Source organism: Rossellomorea marisflavi, assembly GCF_001274775.1.
Taxonomy (GTDB): domain Bacteria; phylum Bacillota; class Bacilli; order Bacillales; family Bacillaceae_B; genus Rossellomorea; species Rossellomorea marisflavi.
In genome coordinates this window covers 309,466-325,194 of sequence record NZ_LGUE01000004.1, presented here as the reverse complement: position 1 = coordinate 325,194, position 15,729 = coordinate 309,466, and the positions used below count along the sequence as shown (strand labels likewise).

The window sequence follows — 15,729 nt, the reverse complement described above, 5'->3', positions numbered from 1 at the left end:
TTACGCACCTCCTCGATTTTCAACCATCGTGATAAATTCCGCACTGCGGGTCCGGAAGTGATCGACCTTCTGGAACCCGAGCTGTTCATATACCTTGATTGCGCGTTTATTGAACGTCGCCACGGAAAGCCTGATCGGCAAGGACGTATCCCTCCGGATCTCTTTTAGTATAAAGGCCGTGAAAGCTGCCCCCGTTCCTCTCCCGGTGAATGCCGGATTCATGCCGAGTCCGAAATCGACATGATCGTCCGGATAGACACCGAACTCATGACCGATGGGAACCTGGGCGGAAGAACCGGTACAGAAGAATCCGTACATCTGCCCCGACTCATCCAAGACCAGGCGATATTCACCGCCTGAAAGCTCCGCCACGGCTTCTTCCGACCTTTCATTTTCATAAAAGTCATAGGGTGGTTCATATTTCCACGCGAGGATTTCCTCAGCTGCTTCCCTGTTCAATTCTGTAATACTCCAGTTCATTGACCCTGCTCCTTTCTATGTACAACCATCCAGCGTTCGGCTTCTGTCACGATCCAATCCCCAAATCCGCTCAGGAATCGGATGACCTCCTCTGGATCACACACCGGATTGATGGCATATTCCACGGCTTGCCTCATTTCCATTTCCTTCTCAGGGTAGTGCGATGAAAATAGCTGATACGCAAGATACAGGTCGCGGGTGTAGGTTCTTTCTTCCTCAATCACAAAGGCCATTCCGCACCGTATGATCAGCTTCATGATCCATGTGCAGCAGTCCATCACATCTTCCGGGTCTTCATTTCCCTTCAGATCTTTTACCGCAAGGACAATCTGGTCGGAAATGGATGCGATATGGTCTCGGGCAAGCTCCGCATCTGGACGGAAGTCAGGGAGTATAGGCTGGAGGTTCTTGCCATAAAGATGTACGCCATACACCTTGATCATGAACGAAATCAGGTGGAAGCGCCGGGGCTCCAAGAGTTCATTCAGCGTGCATACGGCAAACTCGACCCCGTTGATCAGCGGGTGTGAACCGGTGTCCAATGCTTGCAGGCGGGATTTGGTTTCGTCCGTCAACGGTTGATGGGTGACCACCAGCAGGTCGATGTCCGATATCCCTTCCACGCCGAGGCCCCTCGGCAGGGATCCCCTCAGATACACGCTGTGAATCATATCGCCAAACCCGTCAGCGATTCGTTCCGTCAGTTCTTCCACCACGGGCCTGAAAGTGGGATGCACCCGTTCCAGACTCGACTCATTCACAAACACTCCACTTTCATCGACCTGGCAGACAAAGCCGATCGGTTGAAGTTCAATCATTATCGATTCCTCCTTTTGTAACGAGACACTGTGTGTTGATTCATGGCAGAAACCATGACTCTATCGCCTGTTGATGATTCCCAATCCAACCAGGAACACGAGCCCCGCTACCATGAAATACCCGTTCAAATAACTGATGTTAATACTTTCATATCCCAAGTAGTACAGCGCGAAGACGGCTACCCATAAAAGCAGTAGTGTGATAGTCAGGAGAATGGTTGAGAATTTCCTTATAATGTAAACTGACTGTTCATCCCGTTTGGGGGGTGAGGGTTTTGAGAAGACTTTCATCAAGATCAAGACTACACCTACTCCAGCCACTCCGCCTAAGATCCCTGGAATGACATCCAGTTCTTTCGAAAGGAGTAGGGCAATCAATACACCAATGATCCCATTCAACACGACTATTATCATTTGTTGTGTCCTCATGACGTATGTTCCTCCTTTGTAACAAAAAAACTGAATTTGGAAAATACTTCTGCTATTATTTTAATAGAAAAGACAAGGGGGCGGGGCGAAATGGAGAAAAAAACCATAGAAAAAGGATTGCTCGAGGCATGGTCCATCAAGAGCAGCTCGAAGTGGACAGCGGAAAATCCGGCAAGAGGGCAATGCGGGGTGACGGCTCTCGTCATTCATGATCATCTTGGTGGTGAAATCGCCAAAACCACAATAGAAGGAAGCTGGCATTTTTACAATATCATAGACGGCGCCCGTCAAGATTTCACGGTTTCCCAGTTTGGGAGCCTGCCTGACTATGAAGATCGCCCCTCTACAAGGGACGAAGCGATTGCTGATACAAATGAAGAGCAGTACAAGAGTCTCAAGGAGGCATTCCAACGGGTGTTCAGGACATGAAAAAGTGGGTGGTGTTGAGTGGAATCGTCCTTGTTCTGGGCTTGTTTTGCTACGTTCAAAATAATGCCCTTGTCACCACGAAGCTTGAAATAGAATCCTCAAAGATCCCAGAAGCTTTCAATGGTTATCGGATCGTCCAGCTTTCCGATCTTCATGGAAAGTCATTCGGGTCCAATCAGGATAGGCTGATTCAAAGGGTGAAGGAATCAAAGCCTGATTTAATAGTATTCACAGGAGATCTTGTCGACGCTAAGCGATATGATCCAGGTCCTGGACTCACCCTCCTAAAGGAACTCTCCACCCTCGCACCGGTATACATCATTTCAGGAAATCACGAGTGGTGGTCAGGCCGGTGGGAGGAACTAAGGGAGGAAGTGGGGGAAACAGGCGCCGTCCTCCTCGAGGATGATGCAGTCACCATCAAGGAGAATGGGGAAGAAATCGGGCTCCTCGGGGTGGATGACCCTGCCGGTGGAGATGTGCCAGCTGCCCTTCAGTCAGTTGGAAAGGAAAAAGGGTTCAACATCCTTCTTTCCCATAGACCGGAGCTTTTCAGTGATTATGCTGCATCCGGCATGGATCTTGTACTGAGCGGTCATGCCCACGGCGGCCAGGTCCGTCTACCGTTCATCGGGGGACTGGTGGCTCCTGACCAAGGGATGTTTCCTGAATATACGGAGGGCCTCTATAAGGATGGAGACACAAATATGGTCGTCAATCGAGGACTTGGCAACAGCATCATTCCACTCCGGATCTTCAATCGGCCAGAAGTGGTGGAGATCACGCTATTGGCAAAATAAACGAAAGGTAGGGAATGAGATGAAGAATACACAGCATGAAAGAGACCTCTCGCAGGTCCCTGATCAATTCCAACAGCTGCTCACACGGAAAAAAGAAAAAGCAGCAAGAGAGCTCCACACCTATGTGAGCACATTAGTCAGCACCGATCTCATCAGGCTCGATGTCCTTTTCCGGGAACGCACGTCCATGGATTGGTCCCGGGACTGGTCCCGGAAAGATCCGCTCACCCTTTTGCCGCGAAACGTAAGTGAAGATATGAAGAAGACCATTCTTGGCCTCGCTACCTTTCATCCAAACGGCTATTTTCGCGAACGGGCACTGAGAGCACATGAAGAAATGGATTCCATTCTCTCATTACCATTTTTACTCTTGCGCTGCATGGATTGGGTAAAGGAAGTCAGTGAAGTCGCGAATCATCTCGTCCGGTCAAAGATCAGACCGGAGCATGCCAATTCGTTCGTCGACCATTTGCCGATCCTTTTTAAATGGAGAGAATCAGAGCGGGCTGATAAGGCGTTGCTTGAGGTGATCTTCTCGATGCTCACGGAAGAAGGTGCCGCCCTTATTAAAGGGACTTCATCCAACCATCCGAGAATCCGCCATTTCAGCTACAGATCGATCCTTCAAGGGGTCCGGGCTACACAGTGCCAGCTCATAGAGTGGATGATGAGGGAGTCAGAGCCGCATTCCAGACTTCTGCTTTACCGTTCGTTCACGGAAAACATGACGGAGGATGCCTTCAAGGCTGCCTATCCCGTCTTGAAACACGACCGCTTTCCTCAAATCAGGGCGGATGTCTTAAGGCGCTATCATTCCATGCATCCAGAAGATGAGAATGAAGTCAGGAATGCCCTATTTGACCGGAGCGGAATGATTCGTTCCGTCGCCCGCTACCTTATGAAGGAAAATGGAGTCGCCGATCTTGCTCCTATCTACCGGGAGTCCATCCAGGAAGGAACCTCTCTTAGGGGAGCCATCCTGGGTCTGGGTGAAACAGGAGATGCGGGTGATGCAGAGAGGATCCTTCCTTTCCTGGAAAGAAGTGAGCCGGGAATCGTCAAGGCCTCGATCCGTTCACTTGGTTTCATCGGAGACGGACGTTATCAGGAGGAGCTGGTCGACCTGTTGGATCATGCGCATAGAGGGGTGGCGAAGGAAGCGAGAAGAGCGCTGCAACACATCGGGTATGATGCGTTCGAAGATAGGATTTACGGGTTGTATGCCGGGGCTTACACTCTTCATACAGCTTTGCAGTGTGCCGTTCTACTGGGGACCCTTCCAAAATGGAAGGGGATCCGCTACAGTATCGAAATGAGCGCATCAACTGAGCCGGCCATCCGGGAACTCGGTCGCCACCAGGTGGACAGATGGCTCAGGACCTTTAACAAAACCTTCACTGTCCCGACCTCTGTCCAAAAGCACCGCATCAAGGAAGCCTTGCAAAAGCACGGTGATGCGTTACCCCAGGATGTTCAGCGTGAACTCGCTTTTTGTCTTAAATAGGATCGTCTTCCGCTGAAATAGGACATGATCCCGAAAAGTGTCACGACAGCAGAACTTCCGCCCATCACATAAACAGCTCCGAAGTCAGGTGGAAGGCCGGTTGCGAGCCACACTTCATAGGCGAAAAACGGGATTAGGAAAAGGCAGGGGAGGCCAAATAAGAGCAGAACAAGATGCTTCCCGACTTCATGCCACGGTTTTGGTTCCGCCCATGCAACCCCCCTGAAGAGCAACAAAACCGTGATGAATGACAGACAAGCTAGAATCATAGCCATAGGAGTCTCTCCTTTCAGGATGACATTCATTATACAAAAATAGTATAATGGAAATGAAATGTAAAAACACGATCCGGTTGGTAGTCCGGATGCACGCTTGGCGTGTCAGTGACCTTCCCCTCCTCGGGATGTCCATCATTTCAGTAAACAAAGAGGAGGGAATCGTTATGACCTTAACGATTTACCATGATGGTAAGTACTGGGTCGGCATCGTCGAAGTAGTGGAGAAAGGCAAGCTTAAGGCATTCCGCCATGTATTCGGCACCGAACCGAAAGAGGAAGACATCCTGTTATTCATTCATGGAAGTTTATCCAGGCTGCTGGACGAATCATCACAGCCGGGAGTTGGGGTGGCAGCTAAGAAACGTGGACCTATCAACCCGAAACGCCTGCAGCGCCTCGCCGCCAAAGAAATGAAAAAAGGAATTTCGACCAAAGCCCAGGAAGCCATGAAAGAAGCGCTTGAACACAAAAAAGTGCAAGCGAGAATTGAGAATCGCATCGAACGGGATAGGCTTCAACAGCTGAAATACGAGAAAAAGAAACAAAAAGCAAAAGCGCGTCATCGCGGCAAGTAGAGCTGGAACCCCATGGATAGATTCGTGGGGTTTCTTTTTTTCTTTCCTTGATGGGCGTCTCAACTACGCAATTCAGTAGGTAATTCCTTCAATCAGGTACGCTGTCAAACCGATCGCCGTCACCATCAAGGTCGAACTCCTGACCAACCTGATTGAAAGAGAATTTCCCATCAGCGCATTTGTTGTCCGATGAAACTGCAACATGATCATACCGAACAGGATCGAACCCACCCAACTGACGAAACCAAATGCAGTCGTAAACGATTGCCAGTCACGAAGAAAGAGATAAATCAGCATCAAATGAAGGATGCCAAGTGCCAAAGATAAAACGGTAACTAGTCTTTTTCCCATTGATTCCTGTCATTCCTCCCTTGTGGTATACATATTGTCCTCGACCAAAACGGCCTTCTCTACGGGAATCCCCGCCACTGATTGGATCGCACTTCCCGTGGAAGCGAAAGTGGCTTCCCCGTCCTTTAATTGATACGTTGGGTTATCTTCTTCCTCACTACCGACCAAGGAAAATGAGACTTCACCAAGTTTCTCATCGGCCCGAGCTTCGCCAAAGTCTTGATCAAGGAGGTAGTTGTGTCCGTTCCAACGGACAATATCGGCCCATTCCACTTTCGTTTGTACCTCTGAAGGGGACTTGCTGCATCCCCCCGCCACCAGCATAACGGATAAAAGAAGAAGGAATCTCACTCAACCACTCCTTTTGGAAAAATATGATAAATATACTGTACCACAAATCCTTCCTGTAAAGATAAAAAAGAAGACCTGTATCACACAGATCTTCCTCCAGTTAATTCGCTTCAGCTTGACGATTCTTTTTCCCTGTCTGGAACCCAATGAGTCCCCAGGCAATAATCGCAAATAATAGTTTACTATCATAATGTTTTGTGAAGACCCCGACAATGTACCAGCTAAGTACACCGGCTATCAACACACCCAGTAATCCTTTTGACATCTGTCTTCTCCTAACTGTTTGGGAATTACTATTATTCTACCATAAAGTTCATGATTATCCATATACAGGTTTGAAGGATGCCGCCTATTCAGGTTCACCACTCAAATGCTCATGTATGAGAAGCCAACGCCCTTCCTCTTTGACAAACGCATTCGTCGCTCTCCCGTGACCTTTCACAAATTCCCCATCCACATAGCCTTCATACGTGAACCGATAGACGCAAAGAGCCTGCTGCTCTCCTAATTGAAGCCAGTTCACATCAATTGCCCCGTATACTTCCTCCTTTACAACCGCCCAGGCATGTTCGAAGTAAGTCTGTATTTCTTCTATAGAAGAGCAGGTACGGTCGGAGAAATAATAAACGGCCCCTGGGTGAAGACGTTTTTCGACCTCGCTGAAGCGATGGGTGTTTGTCGCTTTGATGTACCGGTTGAGGGCTTCTTCTGCCGGATGGGAGAAATGATCCTTCATTGCAGTTTCCTCCTTAAGGGTTCTTATGCAATTAACTTACCATAATCATCCTTTGTTTACATCATTTATTAAATGGTGTGATAGAATGAAAGAAAAGAAATTCTGGGAGGCTGCTATGATTGGAGAACTGATTGAAATCAGAGGGAAGAAGCTGTATGTAGAGACCTTTGGAGAGAAAGATCTTCCGGCTGTTTTATATCTTCACGGTGGACCTGGGGAAGGCAGCCATGACTTTTATTATCACCAGGCGAAGCGTCTGGGTGAACATGTTCGCCTCATCATCATCGATCAGCGGGGCGTATGCAGGTCGGAAGGGATCGAGGAAGGGGAAGAGTTCGGACTCCGTGACCTTGTGGAGGATTGTGAGGCACTGCGGGATTACTTCGGCATCGAACGGTGGTCGGTCATCGGCCATTCCTTCGGGGGGTTCCTTGCTCTTCTGTATGCGTCCAGCTACCCCGGGTCCATTGACAAAATCATCTTCGAGGGACCGACGTTCGATTTTGAGCTCACATCCCGGAGCCTGATCCGGAAAACGTCCTGCCTGCTGGAAAAGTACGGACAACGCGATCTCGCCGAACAGGGGAGGGAGCTTGCTGAAGCCGATGTATCCATCAGGGAACTGACGGAAGGGTATATGGAGCTGAGTGATCACCTCGGGGAGCGCCGCATGGAAATCTACCGCCATAATCACGACAACCCCACAGATTATGAATCCTATCATTCTGAAGAAGAATGGGATGAATTCTATGATCGCTCTGATTTCCACTTCGATCTTCTCCGCGAAGAAGGGGAAGTGTTCCGATCCCTCCTGCCCCTGCTGAGTACCGTGCCGAATCCCATGCTCCTTGCGCTGGGGAAATATGATGCAACCACTTGCGAGAAGCAGATCAAGGCGTTCCAACACGACGCCCCGAACGGTGAAGTCACCATCTTTGAGCATAGTGGCCATACGCCTCATTATGAAGAGCCCGATGCCTTCAAGGAAGAAGTGCTGCGCTTTATAAAGGAAAAAACGGCTTAGAGAGAAGACCTTGCGCTCAGTGATGCAGGGTCTTCTTTACGTTTGGACAAAAATGGTTCCTTCGCACGCAGGGATCTCTTCATACGAGTAGGCGCAGACCGACCCGTTTTCCATGGTGAACCGGTGGTGGAATCGGTTCTTTTCTTGCAGCATCCTTCGGAAATAATGAGGGATCATGCAGCCGACCCCGTGATTCCGGTCCATGAGTAGCCAATCGATCGACTTCCAGTCGAGAATCCCTTCAAGGGTCCTGATCGGGGTGGAGTAGGGAACGTCACTTGCAATCACGGCCGTGAAGAGATGCATTCCGCCCGTTGTGCCATCATCCGTATTCCAGGAAACGGTCCCTTTATCCTGAATATGTTCCGGGGCAATGTGAAGGCCTGTTTCTTCAGCTATTTCGCGAAGGATGCATGCCGCCGGGGTTTCCCCGTCATTCATTTTGCCGCCGACTCCGTTCCATAGACCGAGTACCGGGGGTTTATCGCGATTGAGCATGAGGATTTCATCGTTTCGCTGGATGAAGCATAGCGTGTACTTATACATGGCGTTTCTCCTTTCGTAAGTCCCAGTCGATGGGCTGTTGATTGTCGTGAAGGATGAGAAGCGGGTACCCTCTTTCTTTGAAGAGCTTGAGGATATACGGTTTTGTTTCCTTTTCAAACAGGGCGTTCCATTTGAACATGTTCTTGAAGATCGTGAAGTCCGGCGTGTAGTGAGCGGATTCACGGCCCGTTTTCTGACGGAGGAAGCGGAAGGTGATCTGCTTCATCCTCTTATAGTAGGGGGTGTCGAGGAAGAGGATCACGTCTGCATTCCGGAAGCTTTCTTCTACCCAGGCAGTGCTGTGGACGCCTTCGATGATCCAGCTCTCCGCTTTCACAAGGTCGGCGAGGACGGCGTTGCGCTCTTCATCTGTGCGTCTTCGGTCTCCGCCCTGCCTCCGTTCCCACACCACATTGTCGAGTTCGTGAAAGGGGATACTGGTGGCGGTAGAGAGGGCGCGGGCCAATGTGGTTTTCCCGCTTCCGACGGAGCCGATGATATGGATTCGTTTTGGGATGGTTGGCATGGGGGCTCCGTCCTTTCAGTTGAGTCTACGATTTCCTGTATGGAACATTTTAGCATATAATGAAGGTGTGAAAATACTAGATTAGGAGACGGTGCATATGGGTTCTGAGTTGTGGAATGAAGTGGATCAGTATTTTGCACGAAAGCTGTTAATGGACGATGAATTGGAACGGGTGCTTGGGGCGAACCGTGAAGCCGGCCTTCCCGAGATCGATGTGTCTCCCCTGCAAGGAAAGTTCCTGACCCTGATGGCCCAGATGAAGGGGGCGAAGCGGGTGCTTGAAATCGGTACACTTGGCGGCTATAGTACCATCTGCTTGGCAAAGGGTGTCGGTGTCGACGGCAGGGTGACGACCCTTGAAGTCGATCAGGCCCACGCATTGATCGCAGAAGGGAATATCCGGCGTGCGGGATTCCTTGAGCAGGTGGAGGTCCTGGTTGGGAGTGCCCTTGATACGCTGCCGAAGCTGAAGGAAGCGGGCCACGTCTTTGATCTTGTCTTCATCGACGCCGATAAAGAGAACAATCCTCGCTATCTGGAATGGGCCCTTGCCCTCACGACATCAGGATCCGTGATCGTCGCCGATAATGTCGTACGGAATGGAGAGGTCGTGGATGCCGCCTCCACGGACGAGCGCGTCATCGGGATCCGGGAGTATATGGATCTTGCCCAGCGTGATCCCCGTATCGATTCCACTGCGATTCAGACCGTCGGTTCCAAAGGCTATGACGGCCTCGTAATCAGCGTGGTCAAATGAACATCCCCGAAGGGCGGTCACAAGCCGCCCTTTTTCCAATCCTTCTTCAAGAGGGAGTAGATGTAGTGATCGTAGTACTCCCCCTGGAAGAAATGCTTCTCCCTGAAGATTCCCTCCCTTTCAAACCCCAACCGCTCGAGTAACCGGCAGGATGCCGTGTTTTCAAGGGCGACGAATGCCTGTATCCGGTTGAGCCCCATGTTGCGGAAGCCACTGTCGATGGCGGCGGTCAAGGCTTCGCTCATATATCCTTTTCCCCATTCCTCGTGCCAGAGATCATAGCCGATTTCAGCCACATGATTCACGATGTCCCACTGGTCGAAGCCGCAAGTTCCGATCGGGGTGGCGGTTTCTTTTTTTCGGATGATCCAACGGTTCCGTCCATAGTCTTCCGGATACTCATGCCAGTCGATCCACTCTTTTGCCTGATCGATCGAGGTGAAGGGCTCCTCATCATAGAGGTACCGGCAGACGAGGGGATCCTTGTAGAGTGCGAGAATGAATCTGGCATCGTCAGCGGTGGTGTTTACGAGTGTCAGCCGTTTGGTTTCAATGGTGGGGAATGCCTGTTTCATACTGTTTCCTCTTTCAGGAAAACCTCATCGATCTGCTCCCGATCATACTCAAGGATCCAAGGGGATGCCGAATGATAAAGTGGAAGGATGGTATCTTTTTCAGCTGAAATAATATCGCAGCCGCGGTCGTCATAGAGATGGTAGATGAGGTGCCTGGTGATGTTGACGATGTAAATGTCGATTCCTATGTTCCAACGATTCTTCAGGATCCGTGTAGGATGTTTGAAATCTTCATGACAGATCGCCATCAGGAGCGGCCGATAGCGGATGTCGAACGCTTTGCATTGCAGGGAGAAGCGATGAGTCACCGTCTCCTCCTCATCAAACCTTGTGTCTAACCGTTCAACCCGCAGCTTCTTGCGTACGTCTTTATCCTTGATGTATTTGAGAAAGATGTTGGTCTTCGGTAGTGAAGAATCGGATAGACCAAGGAGATCTGTCAAGAGGATCACATCATCGTCCTTCTCAAAAACCGCCTTGAATAAGCTTGTCGTCCTTTCGCCCATCTGCTCAAGGTTGTCTGTGTCCAGGTGCTCACTTCCGGGCTTGGCGATTTCAAACCGCAGCCCCGTCGGCCATGAATAAAAAAGCGGTGGCTCGAGGGTGAGCCCGGGAAAGTGTTCGTGTAGATAGTTGTGTATATTCATGATAAGGCTCCTTTCGTATCAACTATTCTACCATAGTGGAACATTTTGGATATGTTTTTGTCATAGTTTCAGCGGGTAAAGGTTACCTGTCAGTGCCTATCGCACATGAAAGTGCCTACTTCTATCTTTTGGGAAGATGGTACATACTGAAATAGAAACGATTTTTGAAGGAGGAGTTCATTCATGGGTGCAAAATCCATTACACTAAATAACGGCGTACAAATGCCGGAAATCGGCTACGGCGTGTTCCGTGTCGAAGAAGGAAAAGACCTGGAGAAAGCTGTGGAAACCGCGATCCGCATCGGATACCGCAGCATCGATACGGCTGCGATCTATCAAAACGAGAAGAGCGTAGGGAAAGGTGTCCAAAACGCCATCGACGCCGGTCTCGTGACGAGGGAAGAGCTGTTCATCACATCCAAAGTGTGGAATGACGGTCTTTCATACGATGAAACGATCCAGGCTTACAACGATACATTGGAGAGACTCGGCCTTGAGTATCTTGACCTGTACCTCATCCACTGGCCAGGCCAAAACAAATACATGGAGCCTTGGAAAGCCCTTGAAGCCCTTTATAAAGAAGGCCGCATCAAATCAATCGGTGTGAGCAACTTCCAAGTATCCCATCTCGAGCATCTTCTTGAAACAGCAGAGGTGAAACCGGTCATCAACCAGATCGAATTCCATCCGAAGCTTGTACAGGAAGAAGTACGTGCATTCTGTGAAAAACATGATATCCAGGTGGAAGCATGGTCCCCGCTCATGAACGCCGAGCTGTTGAACCATGAAACGGTGAACGAAATCGCCGAGTCCCTTGGCAAATCAGCGGCGCAGGTCATCCTTCGCTGGGATCTTCAACACGGCGTCGTGACCATTCCGAAATCCATGACAGAATCGCGCATCAAAGAAAACATCGACATCTACGACTTCGAACTGACCGAAGAACAGGTCAAAACCCTGGACGCCCTCGATGAGCACAAACGCATCGGGCCGGATCCGGACCAGTTTGATTTTAAATAAACCGAATAGGTGAAGAACCGGATGCTTGCGTGCATCCGGTTCTTTGCATGGATGGGAACCAGGTTCTTAGCGGTCTTCCCACTGTTCCTTTGATAGTTCAAGAAGCGGGTGCTCCTTTTCCTTAGAGCACCCCTTCAAATAAAACCCTATTTCATCATTCGCTGTTTCCCTTTGCTCCAATTCAGTGCAGGTGTCTGTTGTAACCCCTATATCTTCACCGCCAAATTTATCATGGGAGTCATCATGGGAAAATCCGAACTTACTTCCGTCATACTCCAGATCATGAAAAATCGGATCTCCTTCCTTGGTATACCCCGTTATCCTCAGTGTCGCTTCATTCTTATCCTCCACATTCTTCAAAAACTCTACGAAGGGTCCCGGATTTTCTACCCCGTTCTGTACCACGACATCACCACGTTCGATTGCTTCATCGGAGTTGTAGGCTCCGTTTGAGCAGGCCGTGGAAAGTACTATTAATAAGATAACTGGGATGAGAGTCCTCAATTTTACACCTCCATAGTTAATTGATTTTGTTCCCTTCCTTACTTCTGATTACTAGCTGGTACTCTTCCTTATTGATTTTCTTTTGTACTTCATCAGACTGAAGGAATTGATGGATGTCTGTTTCAATCCTTCCGACTTTTTCTATTCGATCAGGATCTGATTCCTTGATTGACGTTTTGATGATGATCTGAAGAGGGGGAGGGGAGAACGAATAAGCAAACCCTGTGACCTGGTACTCTTTCTTGGTCATCAATCCTTCGATCATCGTTTGGAATAACTCATTCCATGCTGTTGATCTTGCTTTTTCTTTTTCTACATCGACTGATTGGAGTTTAACATCCAAATCCTTGGTGCCATGAACCTCAAATGTTTGCTGAATGATGGTTTTGATTTCTTCCTTTCTTGATTCAGATGCTGGAATGCTCACTTCCACGGATACGTGGTCGGAGTCCGGTTCTAAAGAAATACCGCCAGACAAAATGGTCACATCAACTGCCGTGAGTTTTTCCTTTGCTTCTTCCCATGCCAAGTCTAACTTCTCTTCCATTTCCGATGGCTGTGGAATCTTGTCAACTTGAAGTACCACTTCCACAGTAGTAGCATCATATCCTTTTTCCGAAAATACTTTCCTTGAGATGGATTTGATTTTCCCACTGACCTTACGAAGATCCTCTTCTGAACCCTCAATGGAAACGATGATATCCCGTGTCCCGGAAATACCGATCACATTGATGTCATTCTTTTTAAATTCCTCCCATAAACGTTCATGCAAGGTTTCAGAATGAAAGATGGTGCTAAGGTAGGGGATTTTAGAAGCCACCTTTGCCATTGTAGGGGAAACAAAAGCCGATCCTATGAAGATACCGAAAAGAAAGAGGCATGCGGTCAGAGCATAGGCTGTCATGCGTAACCAGCCTTTTCGAAGAGGCTGTTTGGTATCAATCGTAGAGAGAATTTTGTTCTTCAGGTCACGTTCTCCACGCCATTTCATATTGGATTCCAGCTCCGACAGCTGTTGATCGAGTTGCGTTTCACTAGATGATCTCTTCATCCCAATAGCCCTCCTTTTCAATTTGTTTCCGAAGTGCAGGCATGGCCCGGTGAAGGGTGGATTTCACTTTACTCTCTGACCATCCCAATATCTCTGAGGTTTCTTCAATGGAAAACTGCTTGATTTTTCTCAGAATGATGACTTTTCGATATGAATCTTTGAGACTGCCGATGGCCAAATGAAGTTCGGACGAAGTCTCTTCTGTTATGACAAACTCATCTGGCAAGGGAGCAGAGTCATGCTGACGTTGGAAGAATTCCTTCATGAAGAGGGCCGGTTTTCGTTTGCGTATGTAATCCATCGTTACGTTATGTGCGATGCTGAACAGCCATGTCCGCTCGCTGGCTTGATGGTTGAAGGAATCCCACTTCGTATAGGCTTTGACAAACGTATCGTGAGTGAGATCTTCTGCCGATGAATAGTCTTTGACCATAAGGATAATGAAATGAATGATGGAGCGGCTGTGCTCATCATATAAGCGGGATATCTCATCTTTCGGGGAATCGGTCATGATCATTCCCTCCTTTCGTTGGTGTCCACTATAGCTTAGACGGATAGCTTGGAAAAACGTTGTGGTTTCGATGAGATAAAATTTTTAACCATTTAAACCCATTTGTTCATGTTACAATTGAATCAACAAAATCGAAAGGCGTGATCCCCATGAAATTCCAAACACTTGCAACCAACCTGATAGAGGCACGTCGCGGGTAAAAACCAACACCATGCCCGTGATTAATCAACATTAACGGAGGGCATATATGTTAAATAGTACTGGGTTTGATCTATGGGCGGACCAATACGATGAAACGGTAAAAAAGAGTGAGGAAAGCAACCAGTACCCGTTTGCGGGGTACAGGGAAATTTTGAATGTGATTTATAAGGAAGCGATGGGGAAAGACAATGCTGAAATCCTCGACATCGGCTTTGGGACGGCGGTTCTCACAAGCAGGCTTTACGATCACGGTCACACGATCACCGGAATCGACTTTTCCAGGGAAATGATGGCGAAAGCCTTGGAGAAGATGCCAGCTGCAGAATTGATACAAGCGGACTTGCAGGAAGGGATTCCTTCTGTCATCAAGCAGTCATCCTATGACGTCATCATCAGCACCTACACGCTCCACCACCTTACGGATAAAAAGAAGACAGCGCTGATCAAGGAGTTGCTGGGTCTGTTGAAGACCGGGGGCAAACTCTTGATCGGTGACATTTCGTTTCAAACGAGGGAAGACCTTGAGGCGTGTCGGAAGGACAATCGTAGGCGTTGGGATGAGGACGAGTTTTATTTTGTGAGGAACGAATTAGAGTCGCATGTCAATGGTTTGACCTATCAGCAAATTTCACATTGCGGGGGCGTGTACAAGATTCAGCGATAAGAACGGAAGGCTGCCCGATTGGACAGCCTTCTTTTTTATATCGTGGATGGAGTGATGGTACCAGTCCTTCGAATCTTTGATGTCAAAAGCCAGCTCATCCATGTGATAAGAAGGAGATTCAGTACAAGAACCATGATACTCCCTTCCAGTTTAGCAATACCGCCAGACTGAAGCGGGCTGCCACTGACAGTCCAGTTCCAGAGGGAAGGATAATCTTCAGCAAGTGAAACGGTACCCGTGACCAGGCCTCCTACCGCATTCCATATGAAGTGAGCAATGATAGGAGCAAGAAGATTTCCCGTATAAAGAAGTAGAAGGGAAACAAATATGCTCATGGTCACAATATTGATGACAGGGATGATTCCAGCTTCAAAAGCTCCCCCGTGCATACCGGTGAACAGTAGGGTAGTGATGGCAATGGCGACTGGGGTATTCCCGTTTTTCCTGATGAGCTGGAAGAGGTACCCCCTGACGAACCATTCCTGCATGATGACGTTCACTAACACTGCAAGGAGCCAAACGGAGAATAGTGGGATAGACTCCATGGACCCACTTCGGAGGTTGTCCCCAATTCCCCATGCTAACAGGGCCACACCAATCCAGATTATCCCCAGGGACAAGCCCAGTCCGACGTCTCTGGCCGGAGAGCGGAAGAGATTAATGCGTAGCTTCTTTTTTTCCACCCATACAAGCATGACCATGCTCGCTAACAATGTGGCAAACAATGGTGTGAGTTCCCACCATAGCCTCAATGTAGCTGCGTATTCGCGTATGTAGGGTGGTTCTTCTACACCAGGTATGGAGCAAATCAATATGCCAACTACCCATAAACTGAAGAACAAAAGGGTTTTTAAAAAGGTGAAGAAAAATCGTCTCAAGTGAATTCACTCCTGTATTTATTATGTCACAATAATAGTATACGCTTTGGAAGCAAGAGTGAAAGAAAAAATTT

At 48.7% G+C, this 15,729-nt stretch carries 24 protein-coding genes; 8 read left to right on the top strand and 16 right to left on the bottom strand.

What is annotated here, in order from left to right; genetic code table 11:
- Genes AF331_RS11620 through AF331_RS11610 form a run of 3 tightly spaced genes read right to left on the bottom strand, consistent with a single transcriptional unit; the run spans position 1 to position 1,727 of the window.
- Entirely contained in the window at positions 1-480 is a 480-nt protein-coding gene (locus AF331_RS11620; protein ID WP_053428279.1) for a GNAT family N-acetyltransferase, read from the bottom strand.
- Positions 477-1,298, bottom strand: coding sequence for a nucleotidyltransferase domain-containing protein (locus AF331_RS11615; RefSeq protein WP_053428278.1), 822 nt, complete (start codon positions 1,296-1,298; stop codon positions 477-479). The genes AF331_RS11620 and AF331_RS11615 overlap by 4 nt, the downstream gene beginning before the upstream one ends.
- Positions 1,299-1,358: 60 nt before the next feature.
- Complete coding sequence (locus tag AF331_RS11610; protein ID WP_053428277.1) at positions 1,359-1,727, bottom strand: hypothetical protein; 369 nt, start codon at positions 1,725-1,727, stop codon at positions 1,359-1,361.
- A 90-nt stretch (positions 1,728-1,817) separates the two neighbouring features.
- On the opposite strand from AF331_RS11610, the gene AF331_RS11605 reads away from it, so the two are divergent.
- From AF331_RS11605 to AF331_RS11595, 3 genes are read left to right on the top strand one after another with little or no spacing between them, the layout of a single operon-like run.
- The gene (locus tag AF331_RS11605) at positions 1,818-2,156 is read left to right on the top strand and encodes a YunG family protein (RefSeq protein ID WP_053428276.1); all 339 of its coding nucleotides are present in this window, start codon (positions 1,818-1,820) and stop codon (positions 2,154-2,156) included.
- Complete coding sequence (locus AF331_RS11600) at positions 2,153-2,956, top strand: metallophosphoesterase (protein ID WP_053428275.1); 804 nt, start codon at positions 2,153-2,155, stop codon at positions 2,954-2,956. The genes AF331_RS11605 and AF331_RS11600 overlap by 4 nt, the downstream gene beginning before the upstream one ends.
- A 19-nt stretch (positions 2,957-2,975) precedes the next feature.
- Entirely contained in the window at positions 2,976-4,460 is a 1,485-nt protein-coding gene (locus AF331_RS11595; protein ID WP_053428274.1) for a HEAT repeat domain-containing protein, read from the top strand.
- Here AF331_RS11595 and AF331_RS11590 read toward each other — a convergent pair.
- On the bottom strand, positions 4,430-4,735 hold the full coding sequence (locus AF331_RS11590) for a hypothetical protein (RefSeq protein WP_053428273.1): 306 nt from the start codon (positions 4,733-4,735) through the stop codon (positions 4,430-4,432). The genes AF331_RS11595 and AF331_RS11590 overlap by 31 nt on opposite strands.
- A gap of 167 nt (positions 4,736-4,902) precedes the next feature.
- On the opposite strand from AF331_RS11590, the gene AF331_RS11585 reads away from it, so the two are divergent.
- Positions 4,903-5,313 carry a YjdF family protein gene (locus AF331_RS11585; protein WP_053428272.1) on the top strand — a complete coding sequence of 137 codons (411 nt, stop codon included), beginning with the start codon at positions 4,903-4,905 and terminating at the stop codon, positions 5,311-5,313.
- A 72-nt stretch (positions 5,314-5,385) separates the two neighbouring features.
- Here the strand turns inward: AF331_RS11585 and AF331_RS11580 are convergent, their stop codons facing one another.
- From AF331_RS11580 to AF331_RS11570, 4 genes are all read right to left on the bottom strand, one after another.
- Positions 5,386-5,664 carry a hypothetical protein gene (locus tag AF331_RS11580; RefSeq protein WP_053428271.1) on the bottom strand — a complete coding sequence of 93 codons (279 nt, stop codon included), beginning with the start codon at positions 5,662-5,664 and terminating at the stop codon, positions 5,386-5,388.
- Positions 5,665-5,673: 9 nt separating this feature from the next.
- Positions 5,674-6,015, bottom strand: a complete 342-nt coding sequence (locus AF331_RS11575; protein WP_053428270.1) for a hypothetical protein — start codon at positions 6,013-6,015, stop codon at positions 5,674-5,676.
- 100 nt (positions 6,016-6,115) lie between these two features.
- The gene (locus AF331_RS22405; protein ID WP_160316521.1) at positions 6,116-6,280 is read right to left on the bottom strand and encodes a hypothetical protein; all 165 of its coding nucleotides are present in this window, start codon (positions 6,278-6,280) and stop codon (positions 6,116-6,118) included.
- Between the two features lie 84 nt (positions 6,281-6,364).
- The gene (locus AF331_RS11570) at positions 6,365-6,751 is read right to left on the bottom strand and encodes a YybH family protein (protein ID WP_053428269.1); all 387 of its coding nucleotides are present in this window, start codon (positions 6,749-6,751) and stop codon (positions 6,365-6,367) included.
- Between the two features lie 115 nt (positions 6,752-6,866).
- Here AF331_RS11570 and AF331_RS11565 point away from each other — a divergent pair, with 115 nt between their 5' ends.
- On the top strand, positions 6,867-7,775 hold the full coding sequence (locus AF331_RS11565; RefSeq protein WP_412177717.1) for an alpha/beta fold hydrolase: 909 nt from the start codon (positions 6,867-6,869) through the stop codon (positions 7,773-7,775).
- A gap of 36 nt (positions 7,776-7,811) precedes the next feature.
- Here AF331_RS11565 and AF331_RS11560 read toward each other — a convergent pair whose 3' ends face one another.
- Positions 7,812-8,321 (bottom strand): NUDIX hydrolase, encoded by a 510-nt coding sequence (locus AF331_RS11560; RefSeq protein ID WP_053428267.1) that lies wholly within the window; start codon positions 8,319-8,321, stop codon positions 7,812-7,814.
- Entirely contained in the window at positions 8,314-8,847 is a 534-nt protein-coding gene (locus AF331_RS11555) for a P-loop NTPase family protein (protein WP_053428266.1), read from the bottom strand. The genes AF331_RS11560 and AF331_RS11555 overlap by 8 nt, the downstream gene beginning before the upstream one ends.
- Positions 8,848-8,944: 97 nt before the next feature.
- Here AF331_RS11555 and AF331_RS11550 point away from each other — a divergent pair, with 97 nt between their 5' ends.
- On the top strand, positions 8,945-9,604 hold the full coding sequence (locus AF331_RS11550; protein WP_053428265.1) for an O-methyltransferase: 660 nt from the start codon (positions 8,945-8,947) through the stop codon (positions 9,602-9,604).
- A gap of 17 nt (positions 9,605-9,621) precedes the next feature.
- On the opposite strand, the gene AF331_RS11545 is transcribed toward AF331_RS11550, so the two are convergent.
- A complete protein-coding gene (locus AF331_RS11545; RefSeq protein WP_053428264.1) occupies positions 9,622-10,179 on the bottom strand; it encodes a GNAT family N-acetyltransferase in 558 nt (185 codons plus the stop codon).
- Positions 10,176-10,826, bottom strand: a complete 651-nt coding sequence (locus AF331_RS11540) for a DUF3885 domain-containing protein (RefSeq protein WP_053428263.1) — start codon at positions 10,824-10,826, stop codon at positions 10,176-10,178. The genes AF331_RS11545 and AF331_RS11540 overlap by 4 nt, the downstream gene beginning before the upstream one ends.
- A gap of 183 nt (positions 10,827-11,009) precedes the next feature.
- Between AF331_RS11540 and AF331_RS11535 the strand changes: the two genes are divergently transcribed.
- Positions 11,010-11,846 carry an aldo/keto reductase gene (locus AF331_RS11535; protein ID WP_053428262.1) on the top strand — a complete coding sequence of 279 codons (837 nt, stop codon included), beginning with the start codon at positions 11,010-11,012 and terminating at the stop codon, positions 11,844-11,846.
- 66 nt (positions 11,847-11,912) lie between these two features.
- On the opposite strand, the gene AF331_RS11530 is transcribed toward AF331_RS11535, so the two are convergent.
- Genes AF331_RS11530 through AF331_RS11520 form a run of 3 tightly spaced genes read right to left on the bottom strand, consistent with a single transcriptional unit; the run spans position 11,913 to position 13,912 of the window.
- Entirely contained in the window at positions 11,913-12,350 is a 438-nt protein-coding gene (locus AF331_RS11530) for a DUF4362 domain-containing protein (RefSeq protein ID WP_053428261.1), read from the bottom strand.
- 16 nt (positions 12,351-12,366) lie between these two features.
- Positions 12,367-13,401, bottom strand: coding sequence for a DUF4030 domain-containing protein (locus AF331_RS11525; protein WP_053428260.1), 1,035 nt, complete (start codon positions 13,399-13,401; stop codon positions 12,367-12,369).
- Positions 13,385-13,912 (bottom strand): RNA polymerase sigma factor, encoded by a 528-nt coding sequence (locus tag AF331_RS11520; protein WP_053428259.1) that lies wholly within the window; start codon positions 13,910-13,912, stop codon positions 13,385-13,387. The genes AF331_RS11525 and AF331_RS11520 overlap by 17 nt, the downstream gene beginning before the upstream one ends.
- Before the next feature lie 247 nt (positions 13,913-14,159).
- On the opposite strand from AF331_RS11520, the gene AF331_RS11515 reads away from it, so the two are divergent.
- Positions 14,160-14,777 carry a class I SAM-dependent methyltransferase gene (locus AF331_RS11515; protein WP_053428258.1) on the top strand — a complete coding sequence of 206 codons (618 nt, stop codon included), beginning with the start codon at positions 14,160-14,162 and terminating at the stop codon, positions 14,775-14,777.
- A 35-nt stretch (positions 14,778-14,812) separates the two neighbouring features.
- Here the strand turns inward: AF331_RS11515 and AF331_RS11510 are convergent, their stop codons facing one another.
- On the bottom strand, positions 14,813-15,655 hold the full coding sequence (locus AF331_RS11510; RefSeq protein ID WP_152915612.1) for a CPBP family intramembrane glutamic endopeptidase: 843 nt from the start codon (positions 15,653-15,655) through the stop codon (positions 14,813-14,815).
- Positions 15,656-15,729: the final 74 nt, after the last annotated feature.

Coding starts and splice junctions, on each gene's coding strand:
- AF331_RS11620 (WP_053428279.1), bottom strand. CDS start 480: ATGAACTGGAGTATTACAGAATTGAACAGGGAAGCAGCTGAGGAAATC.
- AF331_RS11615 (WP_053428278.1), bottom strand. CDS start 1,298: ATGATTGAACTTCAACCGATCGGCTTTGTCTGCCAGGTCGATGAAAGT.
- AF331_RS11610 (WP_053428277.1), bottom strand. CDS start 1,727: ATGAGGACACAACAAATGATAATAGTCGTGTTGAATGGGATCATTGGT.
- AF331_RS11605 (WP_053428276.1), top strand. CDS start 1,818: ATGGAGAAAAAAACCATAGAAAAAGGATTGCTCGAGGCATGGTCCATC.
- AF331_RS11600 (WP_053428275.1), top strand. CDS start 2,153: ATGAAAAAGTGGGTGGTGTTGAGTGGAATCGTCCTTGTTCTGGGCTTG.
- AF331_RS11595 (WP_053428274.1), top strand. CDS start 2,976: ATGAAGAATACACAGCATGAAAGAGACCTCTCGCAGGTCCCTGATCAA.
- AF331_RS11590 (WP_053428273.1), bottom strand. CDS start 4,735: ATGGCTATGATTCTAGCTTGTCTGTCATTCATCACGGTTTTGTTGCTC.
- AF331_RS11585 (WP_053428272.1), top strand. CDS start 4,903: ATGACCTTAACGATTTACCATGATGGTAAGTACTGGGTCGGCATCGTC.
- AF331_RS11580 (WP_053428271.1), bottom strand. CDS start 5,664: ATGGGAAAAAGACTAGTTACCGTTTTATCTTTGGCACTTGGCATCCTT.
- AF331_RS22405 (WP_160316521.1), bottom strand. CDS start 6,280: ATGTCAAAAGGATTACTGGGTGTGTTGATAGCCGGTGTACTTAGCTGG.
- AF331_RS11570 (WP_053428269.1), bottom strand. CDS start 6,751: ATGAAGGATCATTTCTCCCATCCGGCAGAAGAAGCCCTCAACCGGTAC.
- AF331_RS11565 (WP_412177717.1), top strand. CDS start 6,867: ATGATTGGAGAACTGATTGAAATCAGAGGGAAGAAGCTGTATGTAGAG.
- AF331_RS11560 (WP_053428267.1), bottom strand. CDS start 8,321: ATGTATAAGTACACGCTATGCTTCATCCAGCGAAACGATGAAATCCTC.
- AF331_RS11555 (WP_053428266.1), bottom strand. CDS start 8,847: ATGCCAACCATCCCAAAACGAATCCATATCATCGGCTCCGTCGGAAGC.
- AF331_RS11550 (WP_053428265.1), top strand. CDS start 8,945: ATGGGTTCTGAGTTGTGGAATGAAGTGGATCAGTATTTTGCACGAAAG.
- AF331_RS11545 (WP_053428264.1), bottom strand. CDS start 10,179: ATGAAACAGGCATTCCCCACCATTGAAACCAAACGGCTGACACTCGTA.
- AF331_RS11540 (WP_053428263.1), bottom strand. CDS start 10,826: ATGAATATACACAACTATCTACACGAACACTTTCCCGGGCTCACCCTC.
- AF331_RS11535 (WP_053428262.1), top strand. CDS start 11,010: ATGGGTGCAAAATCCATTACACTAAATAACGGCGTACAAATGCCGGAA.
- AF331_RS11525 (WP_053428260.1), bottom strand. CDS start 13,401: ATGAAGAGATCATCTAGTGAAACGCAACTCGATCAACAGCTGTCGGAG.
- AF331_RS11520 (WP_053428259.1), bottom strand. CDS start 13,912: ATGACCGATTCCCCGAAAGATGAGATATCCCGCTTATATGATGAGCAC.
- AF331_RS11515 (WP_053428258.1), top strand. CDS start 14,160: ATGTTAAATAGTACTGGGTTTGATCTATGGGCGGACCAATACGATGAA.